Origin of the sequence: Acinetobacter nosocomialis NIPH 2119 (assembly GCF_000368085.1) — a bacterium.
Classification (GTDB): Bacteria; Pseudomonadota; Gammaproteobacteria; order Pseudomonadales; family Moraxellaceae; genus Acinetobacter; species Acinetobacter nosocomialis.
This window is the reverse complement of sequence record NZ_KB849239.1, coordinates 745,141-765,470: the sequence shown is the minus strand read 5'-3', so window position 1 is coordinate 765,470 and position 20,330 is coordinate 745,141. Positions and strand designations below refer to the sequence as shown.

The following is a 20,330-nucleotide window of genomic DNA, read 5'->3' as shown; positions in this document are numbered from 1 at the left end:
TTCACCTATTTAAGCTTTAACAGTACTTACACGAGCAAAACCACCAATACCTGCTTTACCAGTATTACCATTACTTTCGGTTGCAAGACCAGGTTCACCAACAATGAGTGTCATATATTGAATTTTTTCACTGATATTAGAATATCTACAAACCAATAATCCGCCACTAGCACCGCCACCACCTAAACCCCAACCAAGATCACCGACTCCATTTGCGCCATCTCCACCTGCACCCCAATTACCCTCAGGACTTACTGAAGAACCGCCTACATGATTAGTTTGATTTGCAGCTATACCTGCATTACCAAGTTTTCTAGAAATCTCAGTTAAGTTTGAATTTATAGTGATTGCCGTAGGTAACCCACCAGCACCATTTGAAAAATAACTACCGTTAGACCATTGCCCACTAGTACCACCTTTACCACCCCCCACTAATGCTAAATCAAGTTCATTTAAACGTAAGCGAGTATCACCACCATCTGTACCATGGGCCATTCTTCCAGCTTCCCAAATACTGCCACCGCCGCCGCCACCAGCACCTACTAAAATGAATTCTTTTTGCTCTTTTGGTTGGATTGGAATGATATACACACCAGGTACTGTGTAATCGCCATTACCATCATTAAGTGTTTCTGCAGCAACTTGAATTACAGACCAACTTACAATTCCAGAATACCCAATTCGGTTTTGCCCAGAACGATTCCAAACTTCATAATCAAATGACTTTTCAGAACGCGTTATTGTCCACGCTTCATGCGTGCTTTCAGGTGTTAAATGGATAGCATATTTTGAGTCACGTAAGTCAGTTACCTTTCCACCCAAATCAATAGTAGCTTTAGACCCAATGTTTACCCCTGCTCCCAATAATTTCGGATATTGAGAATCTAAATATTTTTTTAAATCCGTTAGCTGCTGACCTAAATTTTGGGATGAAGTATCTAATCCATTAATTTGGCGCTGTAAATCATCATCTTTTTCTTTTACGTCTTTTCTAAAAGCATATTGTGAATGTGGATCATTATGATTTAAGTGTTCTTTGATTATTTTCTGTATTAACGCCCCGTATTGCGGGTGTGGATCCTCATCTGCACTATGCTGGTTCATCAACATCACTGCAATTGGAGTATTTGGATCAATTTTTATAGTTACATTTTTTAAATTAACGTCAGTTAAAACAAATCCAAAAGTAACGATAGCAACCACGTTTGCATGCAGTGACATGATTGATTGAACTTCTGTAGTTGACGCTACTGCAAGTAAAGTGCCGTCTGATAGGTAAATACCCATCTCAAACACTTCCATTGTTAAAGTGGGCTCAATACTCATTACAAAACGCAAAGTACCCGTTTCTGTATCTACACCACCACCGTTAAGAGAAAATCTAGCTAATTCATTTTTAAGAGAAGTTAGGTTTTTCGCTTCCACTGATGCATCAAATTTGCCGGTACCAACAGCAAGATGGGTAAGCTCCCCCCCAAAGCTAGCAACATCGCTCACTTTATTTAATGCATTCCGACCTGCGTCAGTTAAAAAGAAGTTAATAGCCATAACCACCCACCCATATGATTTATTGATCTATGGTAGTTATGAAGAATAGGTATTTAAGTGGGCAGTTCCATATAACTAATCATTTTCTTTTTCAGCTGCTTCTCTTAAAGCACTGAATCTTGATTTACGTTCAGCTTGTTCACGGCCTTCCGGTGTATCGTCAGTGACATTTACAGTTTCGTAAGCTTCAGTGTAGTGAACGTTTTCTAAGAATAAGAAAGCAAAAGCATCACCAATATCCGGTGATTTAATTCCCATACGTTTCATTTCGTCTTTGCTCAAGATTTTATAACGAGCAAAGTCATCGAACCGGTATGGAACGTGGATTAATTGGTCTTTAATTTTAACATTGTGTTTCTTCGTTTTTATTTTAAAACGTCCATTTGCGATTGCTCGAGCTAAGCCCACATAAGCTAATGAACGTTTATTCGTAAACTCTTTTCTATTGTCATTACTAAAACATTGTGAGCCCCAATAAACAGGAACGTAGAAAATACCTTGCTTTTTAAGATACTGGCCTAAACCTTTACCTGCCCCGTTGTCATCTACAACCAAGTTAGCATTTGGGTACTGTAAAAGTAGCTCATTAATCTTTGCAAATAGTTCTAAGATATCATCTCTGTTTTTGCATAATGGAATATCTACAACTTCTACACGGCGTGCACGCTCCCCCCATTGCGATTCGCCCCAAACTTTAGATACAACAATTACTGAATCGTCACGACCAACACCACCACCAACGTCAACCGTAATGACATAACCGAATTGATGGTCATCAAAAATACTCGCGCCAACATACATTTCTTCTGTTTGACGTTTGGTAATTAAGAACTCATCCGATAAGTCTGGGAATTCACCTAGAACACGGATCTTGTACTGAGCGTCTTCACGGCTTCCATACTTTTGCCGTTGTTCTTCTAAAGATTGCTTACTAACTAATGGTGACTCTTCCCCGTTAAATGTGAGAGCAATCCAAACACCACCAGCTCGATGACTTAACTTGTGATGAGTCTCATAGAACATACCCGCATTACGGGTAGGTTGCGACGTCATTACGGCACGGTTGTCTTCGTGAGTTAATGCACCAAACGCTACATCCAGTACAGCATCATCTACACCGCTGGCCTCATCGACCCAGACCATGTAGTTATCGCCGTGGTTACCAGCCAAGTTTGTAGGTTGATGTTTTGGTGCTGTCTTAGCAAAGACATACCATTTTTCTTTGTAGCCTTTAATGTAAACGAGTTCAGACTGGTACCCGACATAATCAGCAAGCCAAGCCAAAGGCCCTTGCTTCAATCGTGCTAGATTGATACTGATTTCTTTCCAGACTTGTTTCTTTAACTGCCCGATCTGGGGGGCAGTAAACATCATGATTGATTCATCAAAAAACAAGAGATGCCATAAGGCAACAATACCGGCACTGGCCGTTTTACCAGTGTTATGTAGTACTAAGTCATCTTCACCTAAGAAAAATGGATCTGGATCGAGTACAAAACCGTAATATTTACCTTCACCCAGCTCGGCAACGGATGTGATTTTTAAAGGCTCATGATCCCCATCAACAAGCCTATATGATGCAAACTGTTCTCTATTTTTTGGCTTTAGGTTCATGTATTGAGAAACAAGTAATTCAATCTTGTCGCCCTTTGACCAGCCGTTACCATCGTATAAAGAGATTAAGCAAAGGATATGCGATTTATTGAATGTATGAGCTTTGCCATTCTCATATTCAAACCGGTACATATCCTGATAACCAGTTACTGTTTTAATTACATCTAGTTCAGTCTTACCATCTGCAGCAAGGATCTTGTGATTTAGGTTAATGCGCTCAACTGGGATAAATTCCCCATTGGCTAATTTGATTAAAGTCCCTTTTCCAAAACAACCGTGACCTGAAGCTACGGATGTACGACTACCATCAAATGCAATAGATTCAAATAGTAATTCTTGTTGCCATGTGGGTTCGACACCTAATGCTTCTACGGCGAAAGCATAGATGTCGTATCGATAACGCTCACAAAGTTCCCACCATTCGGGAATTTCTTTTAATGGTGCCAAAGCCATACCGTAAAAACACCATTAATTAAAAGATTGAAAAAGGAAGCATTGTTGGATCTACAGCATCTTCTTCAAACTGATTCCCTTCAGTAATTGAAAAGCCTTTTGCAATTTTTGTACTAGCCCAAACAGCTAACAGGATTGCAATGTGGCCGTTGTTTAAGCTGCTGCTATCAAATTCCTGCTGAAGGCCGTTTTTATCGACTTTACGGATTTCAAGTACGTTCTTAGGGTTGTACTGGTTTAACTTCGGCTCAATTTCAATTAATTTTGCTCTGTAACGAGCTTGATAAATTGAAATCACTTCCTCTAAGTGGTCTTTAGCATTGAAACTTAATTGCCAATTCTGTACTTGGTCCGGTGAGTCAGTTACTACAACCGTTTGATCTCTTAAATCACTTGGTACAGGTAAATTTGAATAAACGGCTGTTTTTTGAATAACAAGCTCACCAGTATCCGCAAATGCGGCTCCAATGAGACGAATCGGTTGATCAGAAAACCCAGCAACACGACTGTCAATACGAATAATTCCAGACATTACTTGTATCCTTAGCGCCGTTTGCGTTCTAACTTGGTTTGGCATTCAATGCAGAATTTCACGCCACCTAAAGAACGGCGGCGCTCTGGTATTTCTTCACCACATTCAACACATTCTTTTTCAGATTCGCCGTCAAAACGGCATCGATTTGCAATTTCTTGCTGCAATAAATAATCAGCACTTTCTTGTGCCTTATCGATTAAGTCAGTCATCTATACGCTCAACTGTAATTTCACCTGTTTCTCTGTCACCCTTCAAACGTTGATGGTCGAGTGGCGTGTACTGATCAGCTTGCACTACAACTTTGTCGTTGATTGCGGGCTGTTCCGTTGCTGAGCCGTCAGGTTCATACCCATTACCCGTGTTTTGATCGAAAGGACCACCGAAACCGATAACGTTAGGTGTGTAACCCACAAGCTGAATATCTACAGTTGAGATAGAAAGATTGACTGCTTCGCTAGGTACGGGTGATGGAAAAAGTTCATTTTCAAATACAGTGAATGTTGAATTAACAACATGATCATTCCATTGCTGAAATGGCACATTAAAACGGCGGTTATCACTGCTAGACATGTACGCGCAAAATTGCCCAATGACTGAACGCAGATCGTTAGGATTGGTGGCAAAAAATGCGATTTGAGCTCTTACAGTTGTTGGTACTAGACGAACTTTTACCCGCTTCTCATCAATGACCGTTTCAACAAAATCTGGTACTGGTAGTAATTGATTTACATCAGGGGGTTGGTCTGTTAACGCTGTTGCAGTAAGCATGATTGGTAATTGAACTTTAGAGTTATCACCATGTGTTTGGCTTTTTCTGTATTCAGAAAGCATTGCTTCTGAGTCGTCCATCATCCTTGAAGGACATGCTTTTATAGCGTTGCCAATAGCTCTCATTTTCCAGTCAGCTGTTAATTGTGTCTCTGGCATATACCAAGCGCGAAAATTAACTAACTGCTTATACCAAGCGTTTTGAATGCTTTTAAGTGAATCATTGGGGTAATTCATTATTACCCCCATAAACTAAAGATATTGCCAAAAGACTTTTTCGGCTTTTTAGCTTTTTCTTTTACACTTGGCTGATCCATGGATTGCAGAATTTGTTCAGCATGTTGTTGAACTGAATCAAAGCTCTTCACAGGATTTACCAAACCTGTATAGAGTTCTTTTTTGCGTTCTTCCCTAAGTTGTTGCAGGCGTTTCTGTTTATCAACTTTTTCTGATAGTTCACCTACTAACCCTTGAGCATTTCCTAACTCATTTAAAAGATGAAGTTGGCTATTGATATTGTCGTAGGTCTGTAAGATTTGATCTTCAAGTAATTGAGCAATAACAATTTCAGATGGTGATAACTGTGAAATGTCAGTTGCACTATCAAAGCAAGAAACAACACCTTCAGGTTCTTCTGGAACAAATAAACCATCAAATAACTGACCGTCACCTACATTACTTGCATAGTTAGGTTGTGACACATAGTCAAAACCAAAAAAGCCAGTTGGTATAAGACGACCACCCATTCTCTTATAGTTAACTGCTGTGCTGAATCCACCTGCTTGTGCGGCATACTGTCTTAATGCAAGTTCACCAGGTTCATTGTCAAAAAATTCTTCTTGATGCTCTACAGTCCCATCTTGTGAAGCACGTAAATGAATTGTTTTAAGCGCAGGGGCTAGATATACCAATTTACCTTTAATAGGAACAGTTTCAGGCGGTACCATACCGTAACGCTGTCGAATTTGATGACCGTAAAAACCTTGTAATGAATTAGTAGCAACCATTTCTTGAACATGGTCACTGTTGATCAAGTTGACCATTGCATCAACATCGACATTACTTCGATCAACACCGGTATATTTACGGCATCGGTCATGTAAGTTGTAAGATAGAACTTTTGTCTTTCTATTTTTGCTAGCCATAAAAAAGCCCCAATGCTGTGATTGAGGCTATTGTTTCAGTTGTTCTATAGTTGAAATTTAATCAGTTCCAAATCAAATCTTTTGATCACATTCAATCAATTCCAATAGCTTGTCATGCTGTTTATCTTCAATGGTTGCATCAAAGATGAATCCACTTTTTAGTGAGATAAAAACATCATAAAAGCTCTCGCTAACCATGCCGCCTCGATGTTCACTTTGGGAGACTTGCAAACAATCCATTTGAGATAAGTCAATTAATTGAGAACAACCACGCTTTCGACAAAAAATACTTAATCGCATACTTCACCCAATTACTTTAGAAGTGTACCTTCAACACCACGAGCACGGCGCTCTGCTGTACGCTTATTAAATTCTTCTAGCGCACTTTCCATATAAATAATGGCTTGTTTATTGAATTCGCTTGGGAATTTTTCATCTAAAGTTTTAGTACGGTGAATAAGCACTTTTAACAATGCTTCACTAGTAACTCCATTCACCCCATGTTCAGGAATTGGGCCATCCTGAAAATGAAGACTGATTTCAAAATCTTTTGCGTTCTGAGTTTCTGGATTTGCTGAAATCTTATAGTAATGGCCCTGAGCATAAGCTGTAATGCCTTCAACCATTTCCCCATTAACAACTTTATCAATTTCTTGTGGTTTTAATTCACGGTTTGCGTAACCTAAGAAATGATCAATTAATAGGTTTTCTCCTTGATCATTGATTGGTTCTGCGATTCCTACTAAAACATTGTCTTGAGCTTGTTGCATATAAAAAAGTCCTGAACTAATGAACAGGACTATGAAATCATTTTGTATTTGAGCACTAACTCAACAGTTCCAATTGAATTAAAGGAAGTTATAGACTGCATAAGGCTTCGCTGCTATGGCTGCTGCTAAGCTGGTCAAGCCTAAGTCTCTATCAAATGCCATCGAATGAACTTTAACGACAATATTGGCTGGTACTAAACGCCGTAATATCGGTGACAGTTCTACCACTTCATTTGCATCAACAGTTTTATCTAGAACAATTCTAATCCGACTTGTTAAAAAGTAATTCGGCTTTTCAAAATCAGACAAATAGGCTGGATATTCTTTTAGCTTTTCCAAGCTGTGCCAAAGCCGGATAATCTGAAAATGATCTTTCCCCCAAAGCATACGCAAAACGAACTCTAAAAACGCTAATCCTCTTTTATTACCCATGCTGCTCCAATTGGAGTAGATTATTCGCATTAACGTGTCAGAGGTGTTATTACGCCGTAATACAACAAGTCCATTTTGTTTAGAAAACCGTTCTACAACTGTTTTACTACCGATATGAGGACAACCGTAATCCAGTAAATCTTGTATGGACTGCTCAAAGTTTTGTGCAAATACTTGTTTAAATGCTTTAGCAAGTGCGGTTTGCAAGCCCGAACTTACGTAGTGTTCATCAAGTGGCCGTGTAAAGCTTATAGGGTCCATGTTGCCCCCGAAATATCAGCAGTACGTTCCAATTCAACAGTGATACTGTCTTTGGTCACATATACCCACTCATTAGGCTTATTCAACTCATTTGATAGCATAATGGTAAAGTCACTCATCCGGTCTTGGAATGCGACAATATTGTCATTAATCAGCTTTCCCATTTCCTGAGTATTAAAGCCATTAACAAGCCAACGACTTGAGCTCAATGATTCACGCCCGTATCGCTCTACAAGTAACTCTTTAATCTGTGTTTTAACCATATCAGTATTATGAACAGAAGCTAATGAGCCTTTAATTTTTACTTCAATTGGCTTTTCAACAACTTCATGTACATTCACTTTACCTTCATACAAGTTATCGCAAAAACCAATATATCGACAGATATCTTGTTCTAAGGTAGCTTGTTCAGCAGGGTTCTTTGCGACCACTACAATGTTCAAATGATTAATGTCACGGTAAGTAATTGAAAAATGTTGTTCTTGAAGCGTCTCATTCCACACAGAAATAAACTGGGCCCGTTTCATAAACTTCTTACGGACAGCATAGTCAAAGTTACCGAGAAATACCGCATCTTCATCATAAAGTGATGGATAACTTGATAGTAAACGTAACTCCGAAACAGATAATGGGTCTACACCTTGTCTTATCAGCCCACCAGCTTTAAAACGCACTGATACCCGTTGTTCATCATTACTGAGGACATCAAGTAAAGCAGCGTCTTTTAAACGAGTTGCGTCTACTTCACCATATGTCTCAAGGATTCCCATTGTCACAGTTTCATTGGCTTGTAGGGTACGACCTGCTCTCTCAGAGTCACCAAATTCAATAAATACTCTTCTAAGATTATCAGTTGTTACAGTTACAGCATATTCACCAGGTTCAACATTCATCCACCGAGGCTTAATAACATAGTTGTTATTGCCCTGCTTTACAGAAATATTCGCAAGTGAAAGGTCCTCTAAAAGATCTATTCGATATTTATGAAACCCTTCAGTAACTGGTACAACATATTTAATTTCACGGTATTCGCTTTGTTCTGCTATTACTTCCGCCGTTTCACCTGCTTTGACTGTAATCGATTGAATAAGCCGCCAGACTCTACCGCCACTATGATCTTCAATCATTCGCCCTTGACTTAAGCTCACAGCATTTGTTGACCGGTTGATGATTTCAATTAAGTGCTGACACGGCGTACCTATAGGCAAAATGCCTTTATTTGTAGCATCTGCAATAATTGAGCGGTCACGTGTTTTGGTAAATGGTTCAATTGAAGCAATATCGATTTCTGGACCAAATGCAGTCAAAAAACTAGCCATAGAACGCAGCTGGTGAACGACAAGGGGATCTTGAGCTTTATAGCGTTCCTGAATCTCATAATCATCTATCGCTGCTTGGAGCTGGGCTTCAAAATCAGCTTGCGTTAATGTCATATGTCTCACCTGTTACTGATTTACCCAATCGGTCTGCTACTTGGTTAAGATCTATATTCACATTCATGATGCTTAAATGAATATGAACCGTCTCAAATCCTTCGGTTTGTGAATACAGTGCTAGTTGGTCAGAGTTAAGCTCAGATAATATTGGTAGATCCTTTTTCATCTTAATAAGAAAACTATCTGCCACCCTCGAGTCTAAAGGTGCCATTAGCAAATCATAAAGAGGTGCACCAAAGTCAGAACCATACTTCCCATTGACCGGATGATTAAGCCAGTACTCAACCATGTCTAAAATTGTTTTAGATGTGATCATTAAGAAGTTGCTCTATTACTGAAAATCATCAAAAGCTTTACTAGTATTGCGGTGCCAATCTGATAAGTTGAAAAAATGGTGAAATAGATTATGAATATCCATAATGAAACGCTTAATGCATCAAAATATGAAGCAACGTTATAGATTCTCCAATCAACAAGAATAATAGTGATCAATACACATGCCATACTTATGAAATACATATATCTGATTTCTTTAAATAAGAGGCTTATAGGCACATGACGGAATTGTTTAATATACGCAGCTTTATTCTTGCTATTCCATCCAGTAACAACGGAAAGATAAGCTAAAAATGCAAGAATTAAGACAATATCAATACCGATTTGAATTTGCATAAAAAACACCCTTAATAAGAACTGTATTAAGGGTATTGCTTTTGTATTTATGTAAGCGTGAATGGTTCCAGATTTGAAAATAGGAAAAGCATGGATTATTATATATACAAAGCCCGCTCCACTTATGACACGAGAACGTATAGGGTCATAAGTGTAGGTTAGAAGATGTCGCAACCCATCTCTAACTACCGGGCTTTTTTTAATGCACTTCAAAAGCTGTAAGCAGCCATGCATTACTACCTTCTCGCTTAATCAATGACGCTTCATGCGAATTAAATACAATATTTATTCTTGTAGATAATCCACGTTCTGTACGCCGTTGTGTACTACCTTGAGCGATTGTTTGCACAATAGTATCCACAAGCATATGCACAACTTCATCATATGTCATGCCATCACTTTCCATACGGCGCTTGATAATATGCTTAATACCCTGTTTATCACTGCCATACTCAAAATCCACCCAGCCTAAATCATTACGATACATAGCTCTATGCACTGTGGTTTTTTCCATAATGGCTTTGTTCATTGCAGCTTTACCACGTGTGATATTTGCTGTAACTGATTTGATTGGACTCGCACTATCAAATTCAGGCTTTCCCAGTTCGGATTGACCAGCCTCCGAACTTATACCAAGTTGATGCTTTGCTTGTTCAATTTGTTCCTTAAGCTGGTCACGGTGAGCTATTTGCTTAGCTAAATCCTCATCAAGCTTTTGCTCTTGTTCTTCGACTTCTTTAATTTTCTGATCTACAGAAGTACGGCGCGGCGGTAAGCTAACTTTTTCACGCTTATTTTGTTCTTGGATTTTAGATTGTGCTTCACGGATAAGTTTAGCAACACAACTTACGGCGTTTTCAAATGTTGGCTTATAGTCATCACTAAAATCGCCAGATAGAACAATTACTTTATCATTCAGTTCGGCCTTCACTACATCCGCTAATGCACGAATATAAAGTGTAAGCGTAGCGCCACCTGAAAAGAAAAATGCAACTGGTAAAACGCTAACACCAGCAACGCGCTTAATTTTGCGAAATTCTGGTGTAACAATCGTTTGGCCTGTTGCTTTTTCTAATGCCGATTGGATCTTTTTAATGTATGGAGTAGTAGCTGTTATAGCTGCTAGATTAAGACTGCCCATGAAAAATAACCTCATATTAATGAGGTTATCTTGTAAGTAAATTTTTTCTAGAAATTACATAAGTTCCATTAAATTTCATTTTGTTTATAAATAAAAACCTGCATTTGCAGGCTTTTATTTTAAATTAATTAGAAGTTAATTTATTTCGGACGTTCGTTAAACTATGTTGAAACATTTGTAAACCTAATTCAGTAGAAATTTTGACAGGTTCACCATGGTGATATGTTTCAGTGTTAGCGTGATATGTGTTGCCATTTCCAACAAGATGATTTGTTTCAGCAATCTCTGTTTGCAACATTTGTATTTGATTATTAAGAGTTGTAGACATGATAGGCGCTTCCAAATTATGAACTTCTTCTCGTTTAATACTGCAATATTTTACTTCCCCTGCAGTATATTGATCGTATTTAATAGCTTCTAGGACAACAGCTATCGCATTAGGACAATCATGAATAATATGCTGAGTATGAAAACTCCCCGATCCAATTACAGTAGGAACATTAGTAATGTTTTCTATTGTAAACTCAGTGTCATTTACCATTTTAGAAACTTTAAGGCAAGAACCACTTAAATAGATTAGTGCAATAAAATCACTATTTGTTTTTTCAAGTATAGATCTCGGAAGCTCAAATTGTGTTTTATTTTGTAAGATAAAATCAATAAGGGCCTCGCTAAAATCTCTCATACAAAATAAACATCCAGCCATACCAAATACAATATCGCCCAAACGTTTCACTTTCCTAAAAGGAATATTTAGAGTAACTTCTGTACGATTTACTGTAAAGGCTATGTCGGAAGCCATGAAATGAGTATCATAAGCTGTTGTTGTCATTAACATAATCCTTAAAACGCGCGCGAATTATGCATTTATGAATAATATTTTTCAAGAACTATATGATCAATTACATTGGAAATATCAATAAAATTAAGAATTTTATATTTGTCAGTAAACTTAAAAAGCCAGCTAATAGCTGGCTTTTTATTAGGGGAGTCCTATTTAGACATCTTTATATTTTGATAAGCCCTTATCGATTCACAGGTTCGAAAGGAAAGCGTTTTAAAACCTTCCCAAGTTCAAGCACCTCATCTTTATGAAGAAAATCCCACAATTGATTAAAGCGTTCACGCAATTGCACAACATTAACTGGTGTGTGGTGTAGTGAATATTGCTGTACAGAAACTGCTCCGCTTTCTTGAATCGATATCCAAAAGTTTTTAGGTCCTTTTGGAGATTGATACTTTAGCTCCTCACCTAATTGCTGTGCAATGTCATAAGCAAGAGGGTTTTCTAATGCTGGATAACGAGCAGCGAGATTATCTACAAACTTTTCTAAACGTTTAAGTGTATCTGTTTCAGCTGGAACTAGCTCTTGTAACGGCAAGAGCTCAAGATACTGCTTCGCCTCATCAAAATGGATTGAAAGCAATTGGCTATATTTAGCAATTCCAAAGTGGCGATTATGACGAATCCACATTGAAGCTCTTAAGCTTCGATCCCTCCCTGCACGGCGATCAACTATCTCGTGCAGTGCATTTTGTTGTTCTGGAGAAATGGTTAAGCGTTGGTTTATTGCTTGCCCTTTAGTCCAGTATTCCCACAGCACATCGTCGCACTCTTGCTGGTACATGATCACAGTATCTCGAATTTCGGGATTAACCTTGTTTGGACTTATAGTCATTAACCATCCAAAAAGCTTACGAACAGGTAAACAAACCATATTGTACTGTTTACCATCTTTTCCAGTTGTCACTATTTCAGTGATAACTGAACTAAATCTTTGTTTTAACTTTTCATATTGTGATTGCCATGTGAGGCCCATTCCTTCAACAATTGGGCGCATGGCAGTAAATGGCTGATTGTTGAATTCAATAATTACTAAATCAGCACTATGAAAAGGTACATTAATTTGTGTTAAAGTACGCATGTTGTTGCTCCTATGCAATGACAGGCCTCGTTTTCTTTCCACGGACTGCGAGGCTTTTTTGTGGTTAAAAATTTACATATTGTTCTTCTGTTAGATTACTTAATAAATTAAAAAAAGTAGGTCGAGTTTCCTTAGTTAATTTCTGTCTAGGAAATTCACTTAATATTTTGACTGCTTCCACAGGATCTAACTGTGAAGTAAATGGAACTGATAATTGAATAAATGATGTTTTATCTGTTTCCAAAGCTGTATCCAGCACATCTTTTACTTCATTGTAGCGCGGCTTCCTTTGCGCGGTTAGGAAAAGTCCATCAAAAATAATATAAATCTCGTTTAATCCTGGTAATTGGACTTTCGCAATTGCTCCCATGAGGGGCAAATTAGTTTCAGGCCCGTCATCTCTACTAAACCCATCAGTAGGTGTACGATAAGTCGCAAATAAGATTACTTCTTGACAATTAGGTAGCTTCAAATAGTCGAGCAAATTAAGACAATTTCTCGTGGTATTACTTTCGTGATATCTGTGAGCAATTATTAAATCTTCATTATTGTAGAGCGAGGCAAGATAATTCGCATAGGGTAAATATCTTTGGCAAGATTTGGTTATGTAATCTGATCTAGAGGAGAAAAGATTTGAGTTATGTACTTTATCTTTTAGAAAGTCATCAATTTTTCGTGTTAAAGATATGGGAATTGTAACGTTAATCTTTTCAGTCTTTTCCGCATAGATTGATGTATCAATTGTTATGACATGAAAAAAAACATCTTTATCACGTTTTTTAAATGTTACTGAATTAATTTCAGTCGGCTCAGGAATATCAAGACCTTGGTCACTTAGAAAATCAAAATACTCAAGCGTCTTCTCATATACCTTCCTAATCACCTCGTCATAACTGGAACCAGTAGCATTAATATTCGGTTTATCAAAAAGTGCAGCCTCATAAATATCTTTTTTAAAGAAAGACTTAGATTCTGTAATCTTTACAGCAACTGTATAGTTTTTCACCAAGAACTCCTTTTGAATGATATTTCAGATTTTTAGACACCTTTTTTAATAATAGTTCTAAAAAAAATATTGTCAACAAATTTAAAATCAAATAGTTATTAATAAAAATTCAACTTATTGAAATTATTAATTTTAAATTTATAACCCCAAGATTCCAAAATTAAAGATTTATAGAGTTACAACTCTATACTGTGATTTTATTTGCTTCACTTACGTTACGTTAAGTTAAGTTAAGTTAAGTTAAGTTAAGTTAAGTTAAGTTAAGTTAAGTTAAGTTAAGAATAGATCAAGTTATATGAAAAAAAATGCCGTGATAACTATCACGGCGGTTTTTCTTGATCATATTGGAAAAATCACAAACCCTTACATGGATTATTTAGAGGTGTCACAGTAGCAACACTACTTGCACTTCCACCCAATTGTTTATACTTGGCAAAGCTTTGATTTAGAGTTTTTTGCCCATACTCGATCCGTTGAGCAGCTGCATAACGCCTATCTAAACGAGTGACACCGCTAAAACTTTGTAACCTATCTTCTTCTTTTAAAACGTCTTGTGCAACTTTAATACTATTTCGTGCACTAACAACATTAGAGGATTCTATAAATAGCTTATAATTATTAGTACTTTTGCATAGATTAATTTTTTGTCTATTTTCCCGCTTCTTAGCATCAATTAAACGGGCTTGTTCCTCCCTCTCCGCATCGGCTCGATCTCTTGCTTGTTTTGCTAAACGGATTTCTTCTTCCCATTCCTCTTTTTCCCGTTCTTTAGCATTCTTTTTATTAATTGCTTCAATATATTCAGCCTCTCTTAACTCACTAACTTTATTTAAGTACTTGTCATAAGCCATCATAAATTTTTCACCACAACTATTGGCAATAAAACGATGGCGCATTTGAAAAGTTTTTACTAGATTGTTTTTGCTATTTTCATCTAATTCAGGATTATTGATTCTAGCAATGTCAACTAAATCATAATAAATGTCCACATTTACATCTGAAGAACTATATATTCCTTGCTTATATATCAAATTATTAAAAATTGAATCTGAATAGGCATCAGGATTTGGCGTTCCCTGTAAGGCTGCAATTTTATATTGTGTATCTAATATTACATTGCCAGTTGTCCTTTTATAGAACTTACAACTTTGCTTAGAATCTAAACCATATTTTTCTCGTAAAAGAACATAAAGTTCGTCCATGCCACCATAAGACACTTCAGGGTTTGTACTTAATAAATCACAACTAAAAATACAAAGTTCACTAACTACCTTTGTCGAATTAATATTTTCACTGTTGGTAGCAATTATTTGTTTATTCAGAATATCATTAACACTTGTAGCAGCTTGAACATAACTTGAAAAAGCTGCCGTAACTAAGAAAGATAATTTTAATAATTTTAAAGTCATATATATCCCAAAACTAAACGTCTAATTTCCCCATTCCAATGCCGCCAGTTAGAGCATGAGCAAGGAAACGATCACTAACATTCTGCCCGATGTTACCATTATTCTGATTTACAACAACAACTTCCTGTGGGTTAGGAGTATTTAAAGGTTGCTTAAACGGCGTGACATTAGTTAATAATCTATTTTGATTATTTAATGAAGGTTTTGCTTTTGTAGTAGCTTGGGGAACGATAGCTTTTTGGGTGCTTAAAACACTAGCAACTTTAGCTCTTGTATTTTCCACAATATGACTTGATTTCAAATCTGATACAGCTGGGGTATTTTCTTTAGGTAGATTAGTTTTCTGTTCCTGAACGGTTTTATCAATGTTAGCTCTGTATTTATATTCCTTTTCTAAATGCGGTCTATAATCAAATGACTGCCCATTGCGAAGCTTTGTTTGCCCATACGCCCATCTTACATATTTTGTGCCGAGAACTCGGGCAATATCTTCTTTTGATGCATTTGGGTTATTCTGCATATAAGCTTTAACCGAAGCATATTCAGGATTCGTTTCGATTTCATGCTTCATAAATGCACCTTGTGCATCTAAAGCTGCTTGGCTCCGTACCATATTACCGTTTGCATCAAGTAATCCCCTTTCCTTCATATATGCCGTAAGCCGGTCTTTACGGGCTCCTTGCCAAGAGATCATACCCATATTCGTACCACCAGCTTTATCCTGGTGTTTACCAAACAGATATTTATCTTGGTAGTCATTTTCCCTACCAACAGAAGCAGTTAAACCAGCAGCCCAATTATCATTAAAACCAGCTCTCTTCATTGCATTGTAAACTGCAAGTTGCTTTTCCTTAGTTTTTTCACCAATTGGAGAAACAGTTGAACCATAAGCAGGTACATTTTTATTTGCACCAAAACCCGGCTTATAAACTCCTTGCCCAATGCCCCATGTTGGAACACCATCATGAAATGGATTAAATCGGTTAAATTTATCTTTAATGAAATCTAAGGTATCACCAGCAGTATCTTTAACTCCGTCTACAACTTTTGAAGCAGTGTTTTTTGCCTGATCAAAAGCATTAGAAGCATAACTTACAAATCCTTTCCAAGCAGTATTAATAATACCTGGTACATCTGCAGCTATTAATGAATCTGTCCACTCTTTAAAATACGGCGCAACTGCGGTACCAAGTTTATTACCTATCCATGAACCAGCCATACCACCAATCAAAGTACCAGCTGGGCCTAATATTGATCCTACCGTGCCACCAATAACGCCCCCAGCAAGACTACCTACAGTACCGCCCTTTTCTTGTGTGCTTTGTTCATTCCAATCTAATAATGATGCACCAGCAGCCAATGCACCTATTACGGGTAGACCACGGCCAAACTTAAGAAATTTACCTAAGCCCTTTCCTAATTTCCCTACACCTTTCTTTCCTTTGCCTAGAGCACCACCTAGAAGCCCACCACCAGCAGATAACACGGAAGTAAGCAATTTCCCTAGAGAACCTAACAAACCACCCTTAGACGCCAAATTATCGGCAATACGCTGCAATAACTTTATTTGTTTGCGGTTATGGTTCTCTTGTTCACGAGGTAATGGCTCATTTCTCTTTTTACTACGCATCAATCCAGTTAATGGCCGCAAAGCTAATCCTGCTGCACGGCGTACAGGTGAAAGTAAATGACCAACTTCATTGATTGCGTCAACTGTAGGATCTACACCTTGTGTTGAGTTCGGCATTACTCCTTTAATCGCCGTAGATATCGTTTGGGCAACTTTACGAATCGATGATTGGTTTTGGGGTTCATTTGGATTAGATACAAAACGGCCCCTTTCATCACGCTCAGGAACAGTAGGATTTATAATTTTTGATAAGTCTTCATGACTATTAATTTCTATAGCGGGCTTTCGCCCATTAGATTTGTTGATTTGTTTTTTATCTACTGTTTTAAGGTCATTAATTGATTGGTCCAAAACATCAGCAAAGTCTTTGACCAGCTTGTCTGCTACAACAAAAGATTGAGTGATTGGATTAGCTTTGTCTTTTAATAAATCTTCAAAATCTAAAGCTTGTCTATTATTGACAGCATTAAGCATCTTTTGAAATTCAGTCAGTTTAGGCTGAGGCTGTGCAAATTGTGCTTTTTGCTCTTCAAAGCTTTGAGTAAGGATACCAATGATCTTTTCAATGTTTGAATCAATCGTACTAACTTTTTTTTCAACTCGTTTCATCCCGATGATGAAGCCCAGCTCATCGTAAGATAAAACTGGATTATGGTGATTTGAATCCGTCATAACAAAAAAATGCCCCATACTGATATAGGGCATTTTTGCAATTATAAAATTTTATACTATGGTCAAGTTCCATAACTTAAAACTTAATATCTACAGTATATGTTTCAGGACTATTTGAAAGGATCTGGAAGGAATATCCTCCTTCTACGAATTTAGCCTTTACCCTTTCTAATGTTGGTAATTCAACTTTACTACGCGATAAACTCCAAGTTGTTCGACGAATACCTTGTTTAGCATTGTCTTGAACAGCCTTTGATAAAATATCAATGATTTCTTGTTCAGAAGATTTTGCTTTGGTAGCGATTTCTGATGCTTCAGCTGCTGTAATGAATGTCATTTTATGACCTCCAAAAAAGTTTAGATACTTACTAATATAGTCATAAGTTTCTTAATTCTCTGGTAATTTTAATAAAAATTCGAAATAAGTGATTATAACTTAAGCAGAACTGCACATTAAATTAAGTCTGGCATTTTTCCAGCTCAATTTTCACTTTTTTCATCTTCAGGCTCTACTTCACCGGCTTCAATTAACGCTAACTTTCGCATAAACGCCTCTTCTTTTTTCTTTTTCATATTAGCTTTTGCAATTGCCATTCTTTCTTCAGCACCTGAAATAACTGAACTACGCCGTGCTTGAACTTCCGACTGGTCTTTAAGATCATCGACATCTAAGCCCCAGAACATTGCCTCAGTTCGAGCAATGTTAGAAATGCTGATACTTTGTTTAACGTTCAAATCAACCACTTGACTAATCAAGCCCATTTTAAACTTAACCAGCGCTAATTCATCTTCAGTAGGATTATTTAGATTAAGGACTTCATCTCTAATGTGAATAACACTATCGATAGTATCTGTAATTAACTCACCCAGCTTATGAGCTCTTATACGGTTATTTTTGACAACCAAAGCTGACTTTAGATAGTTCTCATTGACTGTAGAACGCCCGCCGTTGTTATGACCATTATTTTTAGAGTTTTGACTATTAAATTCAGCAATATTTGACGTTTTTTTGACAGAATTTTGACTATCACTTTTTTCCGATTTATCAGTAGTTTGTGTATCTTCTTGACCATTGTTTTTTTTGGTCAATTTTTTAATCTCTTTATTAAGCTCTTGGGCTGTCTTTTTGACTAGAGATTTAGCTTTCTTTTTCCATTTCTCAGCAAGTGCTTTACGGCGTACAACGGATGGCGAAGGCATCTCACAACCGAGTTCTTCGCCAACCTGATTAACTAAACCTTGCCACGTAATCTTAGGAGAAGATTCATAGACTTCTTTTAGCCGGTTCCAAATTTCTTCCGAGTATTCAATCTTGCGAGCCATTAAAGTCTATCCCTTAATCAGTAAATAGACCTATTTGTTTTACTTCAGCTATAGCTTGTTGCTGTAAAGAAGCCTTGCTAAAACGTTTTTTATTTTGGATAAGATCAATTAGAGCTTTTTGCTGTAAATCGTTCTCTTCACGTTGAAAAACATCATCGATAGCCATTTCTAAGTTACGGATTTGTTTCGCACGATTTTGTTCACACTCACGAACGATACGCATAAGAGTGTGAAGTTCTGGTAAAACCTTTTCTTGAATAGATTGATCTTGCGATAAACATGCTTGAATAAGCCCCTTTGAGGCTTCAAGTAACTCAACCGTTAAGGCTTTAGGGAAAGAAGTAATATGCTGTGCCGCAGCCATACTCAATTGAAATGCCATAGCTTGAGTATATTCACTCATCATTTCACCAAGACTGTTAAACAGAATACCTGCTACAGAAGCTGTTTTATCTAGTTCCGGTTCAATCGTAAAACCAAGAATCCAGTCAGCTGAAACACCATATTTTTGACATAGCAAAGAAAGTAATTCTGCATCTGGCATTAACTTACCATTTTCGATTTCACTCATTCGATTTTTATGCGGTGTACCGAATATTTCTAATGCTACGTCTTCTTGACGTAATTGAGCCATGTCACGCGCCATTGCAAGTTTTCTTCCGATAAGTACTCGACGTTGCAAATCGCTCTTTTTCGCCATTTAAATGCTTCTCCCAGCTAACCAATCAAAATCTACAGTTTTTGACAACCAATCAGTTTCATCAGTAAAAACGCACGAAAGCCAGACACAACCCTCTTCACATGGTTCTGCCAGCTTAATTTGTTCACTTATGAAAATATTGTCGTCTTTGAATAACAAGCCATCACCTTTGACACTATCAATTAGTAGTTTTGGATAGTTATCAATATCAAATCGTGGATAAGTTTTAGCGCTGTAAGAACGAGTTTTAAGTGGTGGCTGAACAATTAACCGTATTTCACAAAGTTGATCGATAGCTTTTAACTTAAGTGCTCTAAACATAGGTCCATATTGTTTTTGAACCTTGTCCTTATACTTTTTAGCACCTACTGAAAGACTATTTCTTTGCTTTCCGTTCTGATCAATTGTAGCCCGCCAAATCTCGTTAGCGCTTAATCCATAAGGCAATTTGATTGTGATGTATTGCTTACCAAAAATGATAACACCACCTGTACTTCCCCTATACACACTATTTTCACCATCATTTTCTTTTTCTACATGGCACGGGAAAAACACATGTTTATTTGAGCTAGCTTTATGCTTTTTAACTTTGTCATTACCTGATGAAACACTGAAATCCTTAAAGAATTCCTGTCTTTTATTATTGGAGAAAAACTCGCTCCACTGACGGCGGTTACTTTTTTTAATCATAACGACCTCAAATCAAGCAAGTAAGATTTACATAAACTTGAAGCTCTTCTTGCATGACATAATCCTTAAAAACACTTAGTTCCAGAATTATTAACCGTTAGATTTATTTAGAAGTACCCTTGTTCCAATTCATTATTTTTGTTTGTAAAAAAATGCTCTCTTTTATATATGCAAAATATATTGATCCTCAAAAAAACATC

The 20,330-nt window shown here is 37.2% G+C and carries 22 protein-coding genes; all 22 read right to left on the bottom strand.

Going from position 1 to position 20,330, the window contains the following annotated elements; all coding sequences use genetic code 11:
- Positions 1-9 precede the first annotated feature (9 nt).
- The 22 genes from F984_RS07670 to F984_RS07570 all read right to left on the bottom strand — a co-directional run bounded on the left by F984_RS07670 (position 10) and on the right by F984_RS07570 (position 20,130).
- A complete protein-coding gene (locus F984_RS07670) occupies positions 10-1,548 on the bottom strand; it encodes a phage tail-collar fiber domain-containing protein (protein WP_000996682.1) in 1,539 nt (512 codons plus the stop codon).
- 75 nt (positions 1,549-1,623) lie between these two features.
- On the bottom strand, positions 1,624-3,615 hold the full coding sequence (locus F984_RS07665; RefSeq protein ID WP_004708321.1) for a Hint domain-containing protein: 1,992 nt from the start codon (positions 3,613-3,615) through the stop codon (positions 1,624-1,626).
- A 19-nt stretch (positions 3,616-3,634) separates the two neighbouring features.
- The gene (locus tag F984_RS07660) at positions 3,635-4,147 is read right to left on the bottom strand and encodes a hypothetical protein (RefSeq protein ID WP_000014219.1); all 513 of its coding nucleotides are present in this window, start codon (positions 4,145-4,147) and stop codon (positions 3,635-3,637) included.
- A gap of 11 nt (positions 4,148-4,158) precedes the next feature.
- Positions 4,159-4,359, bottom strand: a complete 201-nt coding sequence (locus tag F984_RS07655; RefSeq protein ID WP_000130710.1) for a TraR/DksA C4-type zinc finger protein — start codon at positions 4,357-4,359, stop codon at positions 4,159-4,161.
- Positions 4,352-5,155, bottom strand: coding sequence for a hypothetical protein (locus F984_RS07650; protein WP_001108883.1), 804 nt, complete (start codon positions 5,153-5,155; stop codon positions 4,352-4,354). Before F984_RS07650 ends, F984_RS07655 begins: the two co-directional genes overlap by 8 nt.
- Positions 5,156-5,157: 2 nt before the next feature.
- Positions 5,158-6,063 carry a hypothetical protein gene (locus F984_RS07645; RefSeq protein ID WP_004708317.1) on the bottom strand — a complete coding sequence of 302 codons (906 nt, stop codon included), beginning with the start codon at positions 6,061-6,063 and terminating at the stop codon, positions 5,158-5,160.
- A gap of 72 nt (positions 6,064-6,135) precedes the next feature.
- Positions 6,136-6,363 (bottom strand): hypothetical protein, encoded by a 228-nt coding sequence (locus tag F984_RS07640; RefSeq protein WP_001239774.1) that lies wholly within the window; start codon positions 6,361-6,363, stop codon positions 6,136-6,138.
- Positions 6,364-6,374: 11 nt separating this feature from the next.
- Entirely contained in the window at positions 6,375-6,833 is a 459-nt protein-coding gene (locus F984_RS07635; protein WP_001183513.1) for a hypothetical protein, read from the bottom strand.
- 78 nt (positions 6,834-6,911) lie between these two features.
- Entirely contained in the window at positions 6,912-7,526 is a 615-nt protein-coding gene (locus tag F984_RS07630) for a hypothetical protein (protein WP_000371260.1), read from the bottom strand.
- A complete protein-coding gene (locus F984_RS07625; protein ID WP_000176700.1) occupies positions 7,514-8,959 on the bottom strand; it encodes a hypothetical protein in 1,446 nt (481 codons plus the stop codon). The genes F984_RS07630 and F984_RS07625 overlap by 13 nt, the downstream gene beginning before the upstream one ends.
- Positions 8,940-9,278: a hypothetical protein gene (locus F984_RS07620; protein WP_000633139.1), complete on the bottom strand. Its 339-nt coding sequence runs from the start codon at positions 9,276-9,278 to the stop codon at positions 8,940-8,942. The genes F984_RS07625 and F984_RS07620 overlap by 20 nt, the downstream gene beginning before the upstream one ends.
- Positions 9,278-9,634: a hypothetical protein gene (locus F984_RS0103770; RefSeq protein WP_001166851.1), complete on the bottom strand. Its 357-nt coding sequence runs from the start codon at positions 9,632-9,634 to the stop codon at positions 9,278-9,280. Before F984_RS0103770 ends, F984_RS07620 begins: the two co-directional genes overlap by 1 nt.
- Before the next feature lie 199 nt (positions 9,635-9,833).
- On the bottom strand, positions 9,834-10,775 hold the full coding sequence (locus F984_RS07615; protein WP_000535146.1) for a putative barnase/colicin E5 family endoribonuclease: 942 nt from the start codon (positions 10,773-10,775) through the stop codon (positions 9,834-9,836).
- A gap of 124 nt (positions 10,776-10,899) precedes the next feature.
- Positions 10,900-11,607: a hypothetical protein gene (locus F984_RS07610; protein WP_000213842.1), complete on the bottom strand. Its 708-nt coding sequence runs from the start codon at positions 11,605-11,607 to the stop codon at positions 10,900-10,902.
- A 193-nt stretch (positions 11,608-11,800) separates the two neighbouring features.
- Positions 11,801-12,700, bottom strand: coding sequence for a phage antirepressor N-terminal domain-containing protein (locus tag F984_RS07605; RefSeq protein ID WP_001259764.1), 900 nt, complete (start codon positions 12,698-12,700; stop codon positions 11,801-11,803).
- A gap of 64 nt (positions 12,701-12,764) precedes the next feature.
- Entirely contained in the window at positions 12,765-13,706 is a 942-nt protein-coding gene (locus F984_RS07600) for a type II toxin-antitoxin system HicB family antitoxin (protein ID WP_000801068.1), read from the bottom strand.
- Between the two features lie 353 nt (positions 13,707-14,059).
- Positions 14,060-15,115 (bottom strand): hypothetical protein, encoded by a 1,056-nt coding sequence (locus tag F984_RS07595; RefSeq protein ID WP_000172885.1) that lies wholly within the window; start codon positions 15,113-15,115, stop codon positions 14,060-14,062.
- Positions 15,116-15,128: 13 nt separating this feature from the next.
- Positions 15,129-17,417: a phage tail tip lysozyme gene (locus F984_RS07590; RefSeq protein WP_002080089.1), complete on the bottom strand. Its 2,289-nt coding sequence runs from the start codon at positions 17,415-17,417 to the stop codon at positions 15,129-15,131.
- Between the two features lie 76 nt (positions 17,418-17,493).
- The gene (locus F984_RS07585; RefSeq protein ID WP_000142838.1) at positions 17,494-17,754 is read right to left on the bottom strand and encodes a hypothetical protein; all 261 of its coding nucleotides are present in this window, start codon (positions 17,752-17,754) and stop codon (positions 17,494-17,496) included.
- A gap of 143 nt (positions 17,755-17,897) precedes the next feature.
- Positions 17,898-18,740 carry a hypothetical protein gene (locus F984_RS07580; RefSeq protein ID WP_000101402.1) on the bottom strand — a complete coding sequence of 281 codons (843 nt, stop codon included), beginning with the start codon at positions 18,738-18,740 and terminating at the stop codon, positions 17,898-17,900.
- A gap of 13 nt (positions 18,741-18,753) precedes the next feature.
- Positions 18,754-19,440, bottom strand: coding sequence for a helix-turn-helix domain-containing protein (locus tag F984_RS07575; RefSeq protein WP_001085635.1), 687 nt, complete (start codon positions 19,438-19,440; stop codon positions 18,754-18,756).
- Complete coding sequence (locus F984_RS07570) at positions 19,441-20,130, bottom strand: RusA family crossover junction endodeoxyribonuclease (protein ID WP_000592656.1); 690 nt, start codon at positions 20,128-20,130, stop codon at positions 19,441-19,443.
- Positions 20,131-20,330 lie beyond the last annotated feature (200 nt).

Excerpts from the sequence above, each read along its gene's own strand:
- F984_RS07650 (WP_001108883.1), bottom strand. The coding sequence starts at position 5,155 with ATGAATTACCCCAATGATTCACTTAAAAGCATTCAAAACGCTTGGTAT.
- F984_RS07625 (WP_000176700.1), bottom strand. The coding sequence starts at position 8,959 with ATGACATTAACGCAAGCTGATTTTGAAGCCCAGCTCCAAGCAGCGATA.
- F984_RS07635 (WP_001183513.1), bottom strand. The coding sequence starts at position 6,833 with ATGCAACAAGCTCAAGACAATGTTTTAGTAGGAATCGCAGAACCAATC.
- F984_RS07605 (WP_001259764.1), bottom strand. The coding sequence starts at position 12,700 with ATGCGTACTTTAACACAAATTAATGTACCTTTTCATAGTGCTGATTTA.
- F984_RS07630 (WP_000371260.1), bottom strand. The coding sequence starts at position 7,526 with ATGGACCCTATAAGCTTTACACGGCCACTTGATGAACACTACGTAAGT.
- F984_RS07655 (WP_000130710.1), bottom strand. The coding sequence starts at position 4,359 with ATGACTGACTTAATCGATAAGGCACAAGAAAGTGCTGATTATTTATTG.
- F984_RS07615 (WP_000535146.1), bottom strand. The coding sequence starts at position 10,775 with ATGGGCAGTCTTAATCTAGCAGCTATAACAGCTACTACTCCATACATT.
- F984_RS07660 (WP_000014219.1), bottom strand. The coding sequence starts at position 4,147 with ATGTCTGGAATTATTCGTATTGACAGTCGTGTTGCTGGGTTTTCTGAT.
- F984_RS07610 (WP_000213842.1), bottom strand. The coding sequence starts at position 11,607 with ATGACAACAACAGCTTATGATACTCATTTCATGGCTTCCGACATAGCC.
- F984_RS07665 (WP_004708321.1), bottom strand. The coding sequence starts at position 3,615 with ATGGCTTTGGCACCATTAAAAGAAATTCCCGAATGGTGGGAACTTTGT.
- F984_RS07620 (WP_000633139.1), bottom strand. The coding sequence starts at position 9,278 with ATGATCACATCTAAAACAATTTTAGACATGGTTGAGTACTGGCTTAAT.
- F984_RS07575 (WP_001085635.1), bottom strand. The coding sequence starts at position 19,440 with ATGGCGAAAAAGAGCGATTTGCAACGTCGAGTACTTATCGGAAGAAAA.
- F984_RS07645 (WP_004708317.1), bottom strand. The coding sequence starts at position 6,063 with ATGGCTAGCAAAAATAGAAAGACAAAAGTTCTATCTTACAACTTACAT.
- F984_RS07580 (WP_000101402.1), bottom strand. The coding sequence starts at position 18,740 with ATGGCTCGCAAGATTGAATACTCGGAAGAAATTTGGAACCGGCTAAAA.
- F984_RS07670 (WP_000996682.1), bottom strand. The coding sequence starts at position 1,548 with ATGGCTATTAACTTCTTTTTAACTGACGCAGGTCGGAATGCATTAAAT.
- F984_RS07640 (WP_001239774.1), bottom strand. The coding sequence starts at position 6,363 with ATGCGATTAAGTATTTTTTGTCGAAAGCGTGGTTGTTCTCAATTAATT.
- F984_RS07590 (WP_002080089.1), bottom strand. The coding sequence starts at position 17,417 with ATGACGGATTCAAATCACCATAATCCAGTTTTATCTTACGATGAGCTG.
- F984_RS07570 (WP_000592656.1), bottom strand. The coding sequence starts at position 20,130 with ATGATTAAAAAAAGTAACCGCCGTCAGTGGAGCGAGTTTTTCTCCAAT.
- F984_RS0103770 (WP_001166851.1), bottom strand. The coding sequence starts at position 9,634 with ATGCAAATTCAAATCGGTATTGATATTGTCTTAATTCTTGCATTTTTA.
- F984_RS07585 (WP_000142838.1), bottom strand. The coding sequence starts at position 17,754 with ATGACATTCATTACAGCAGCTGAAGCATCAGAAATCGCTACCAAAGCA.
- F984_RS07595 (WP_000172885.1), bottom strand. The coding sequence starts at position 15,115 with ATGACTTTAAAATTATTAAAATTATCTTTCTTAGTTACGGCAGCTTTT.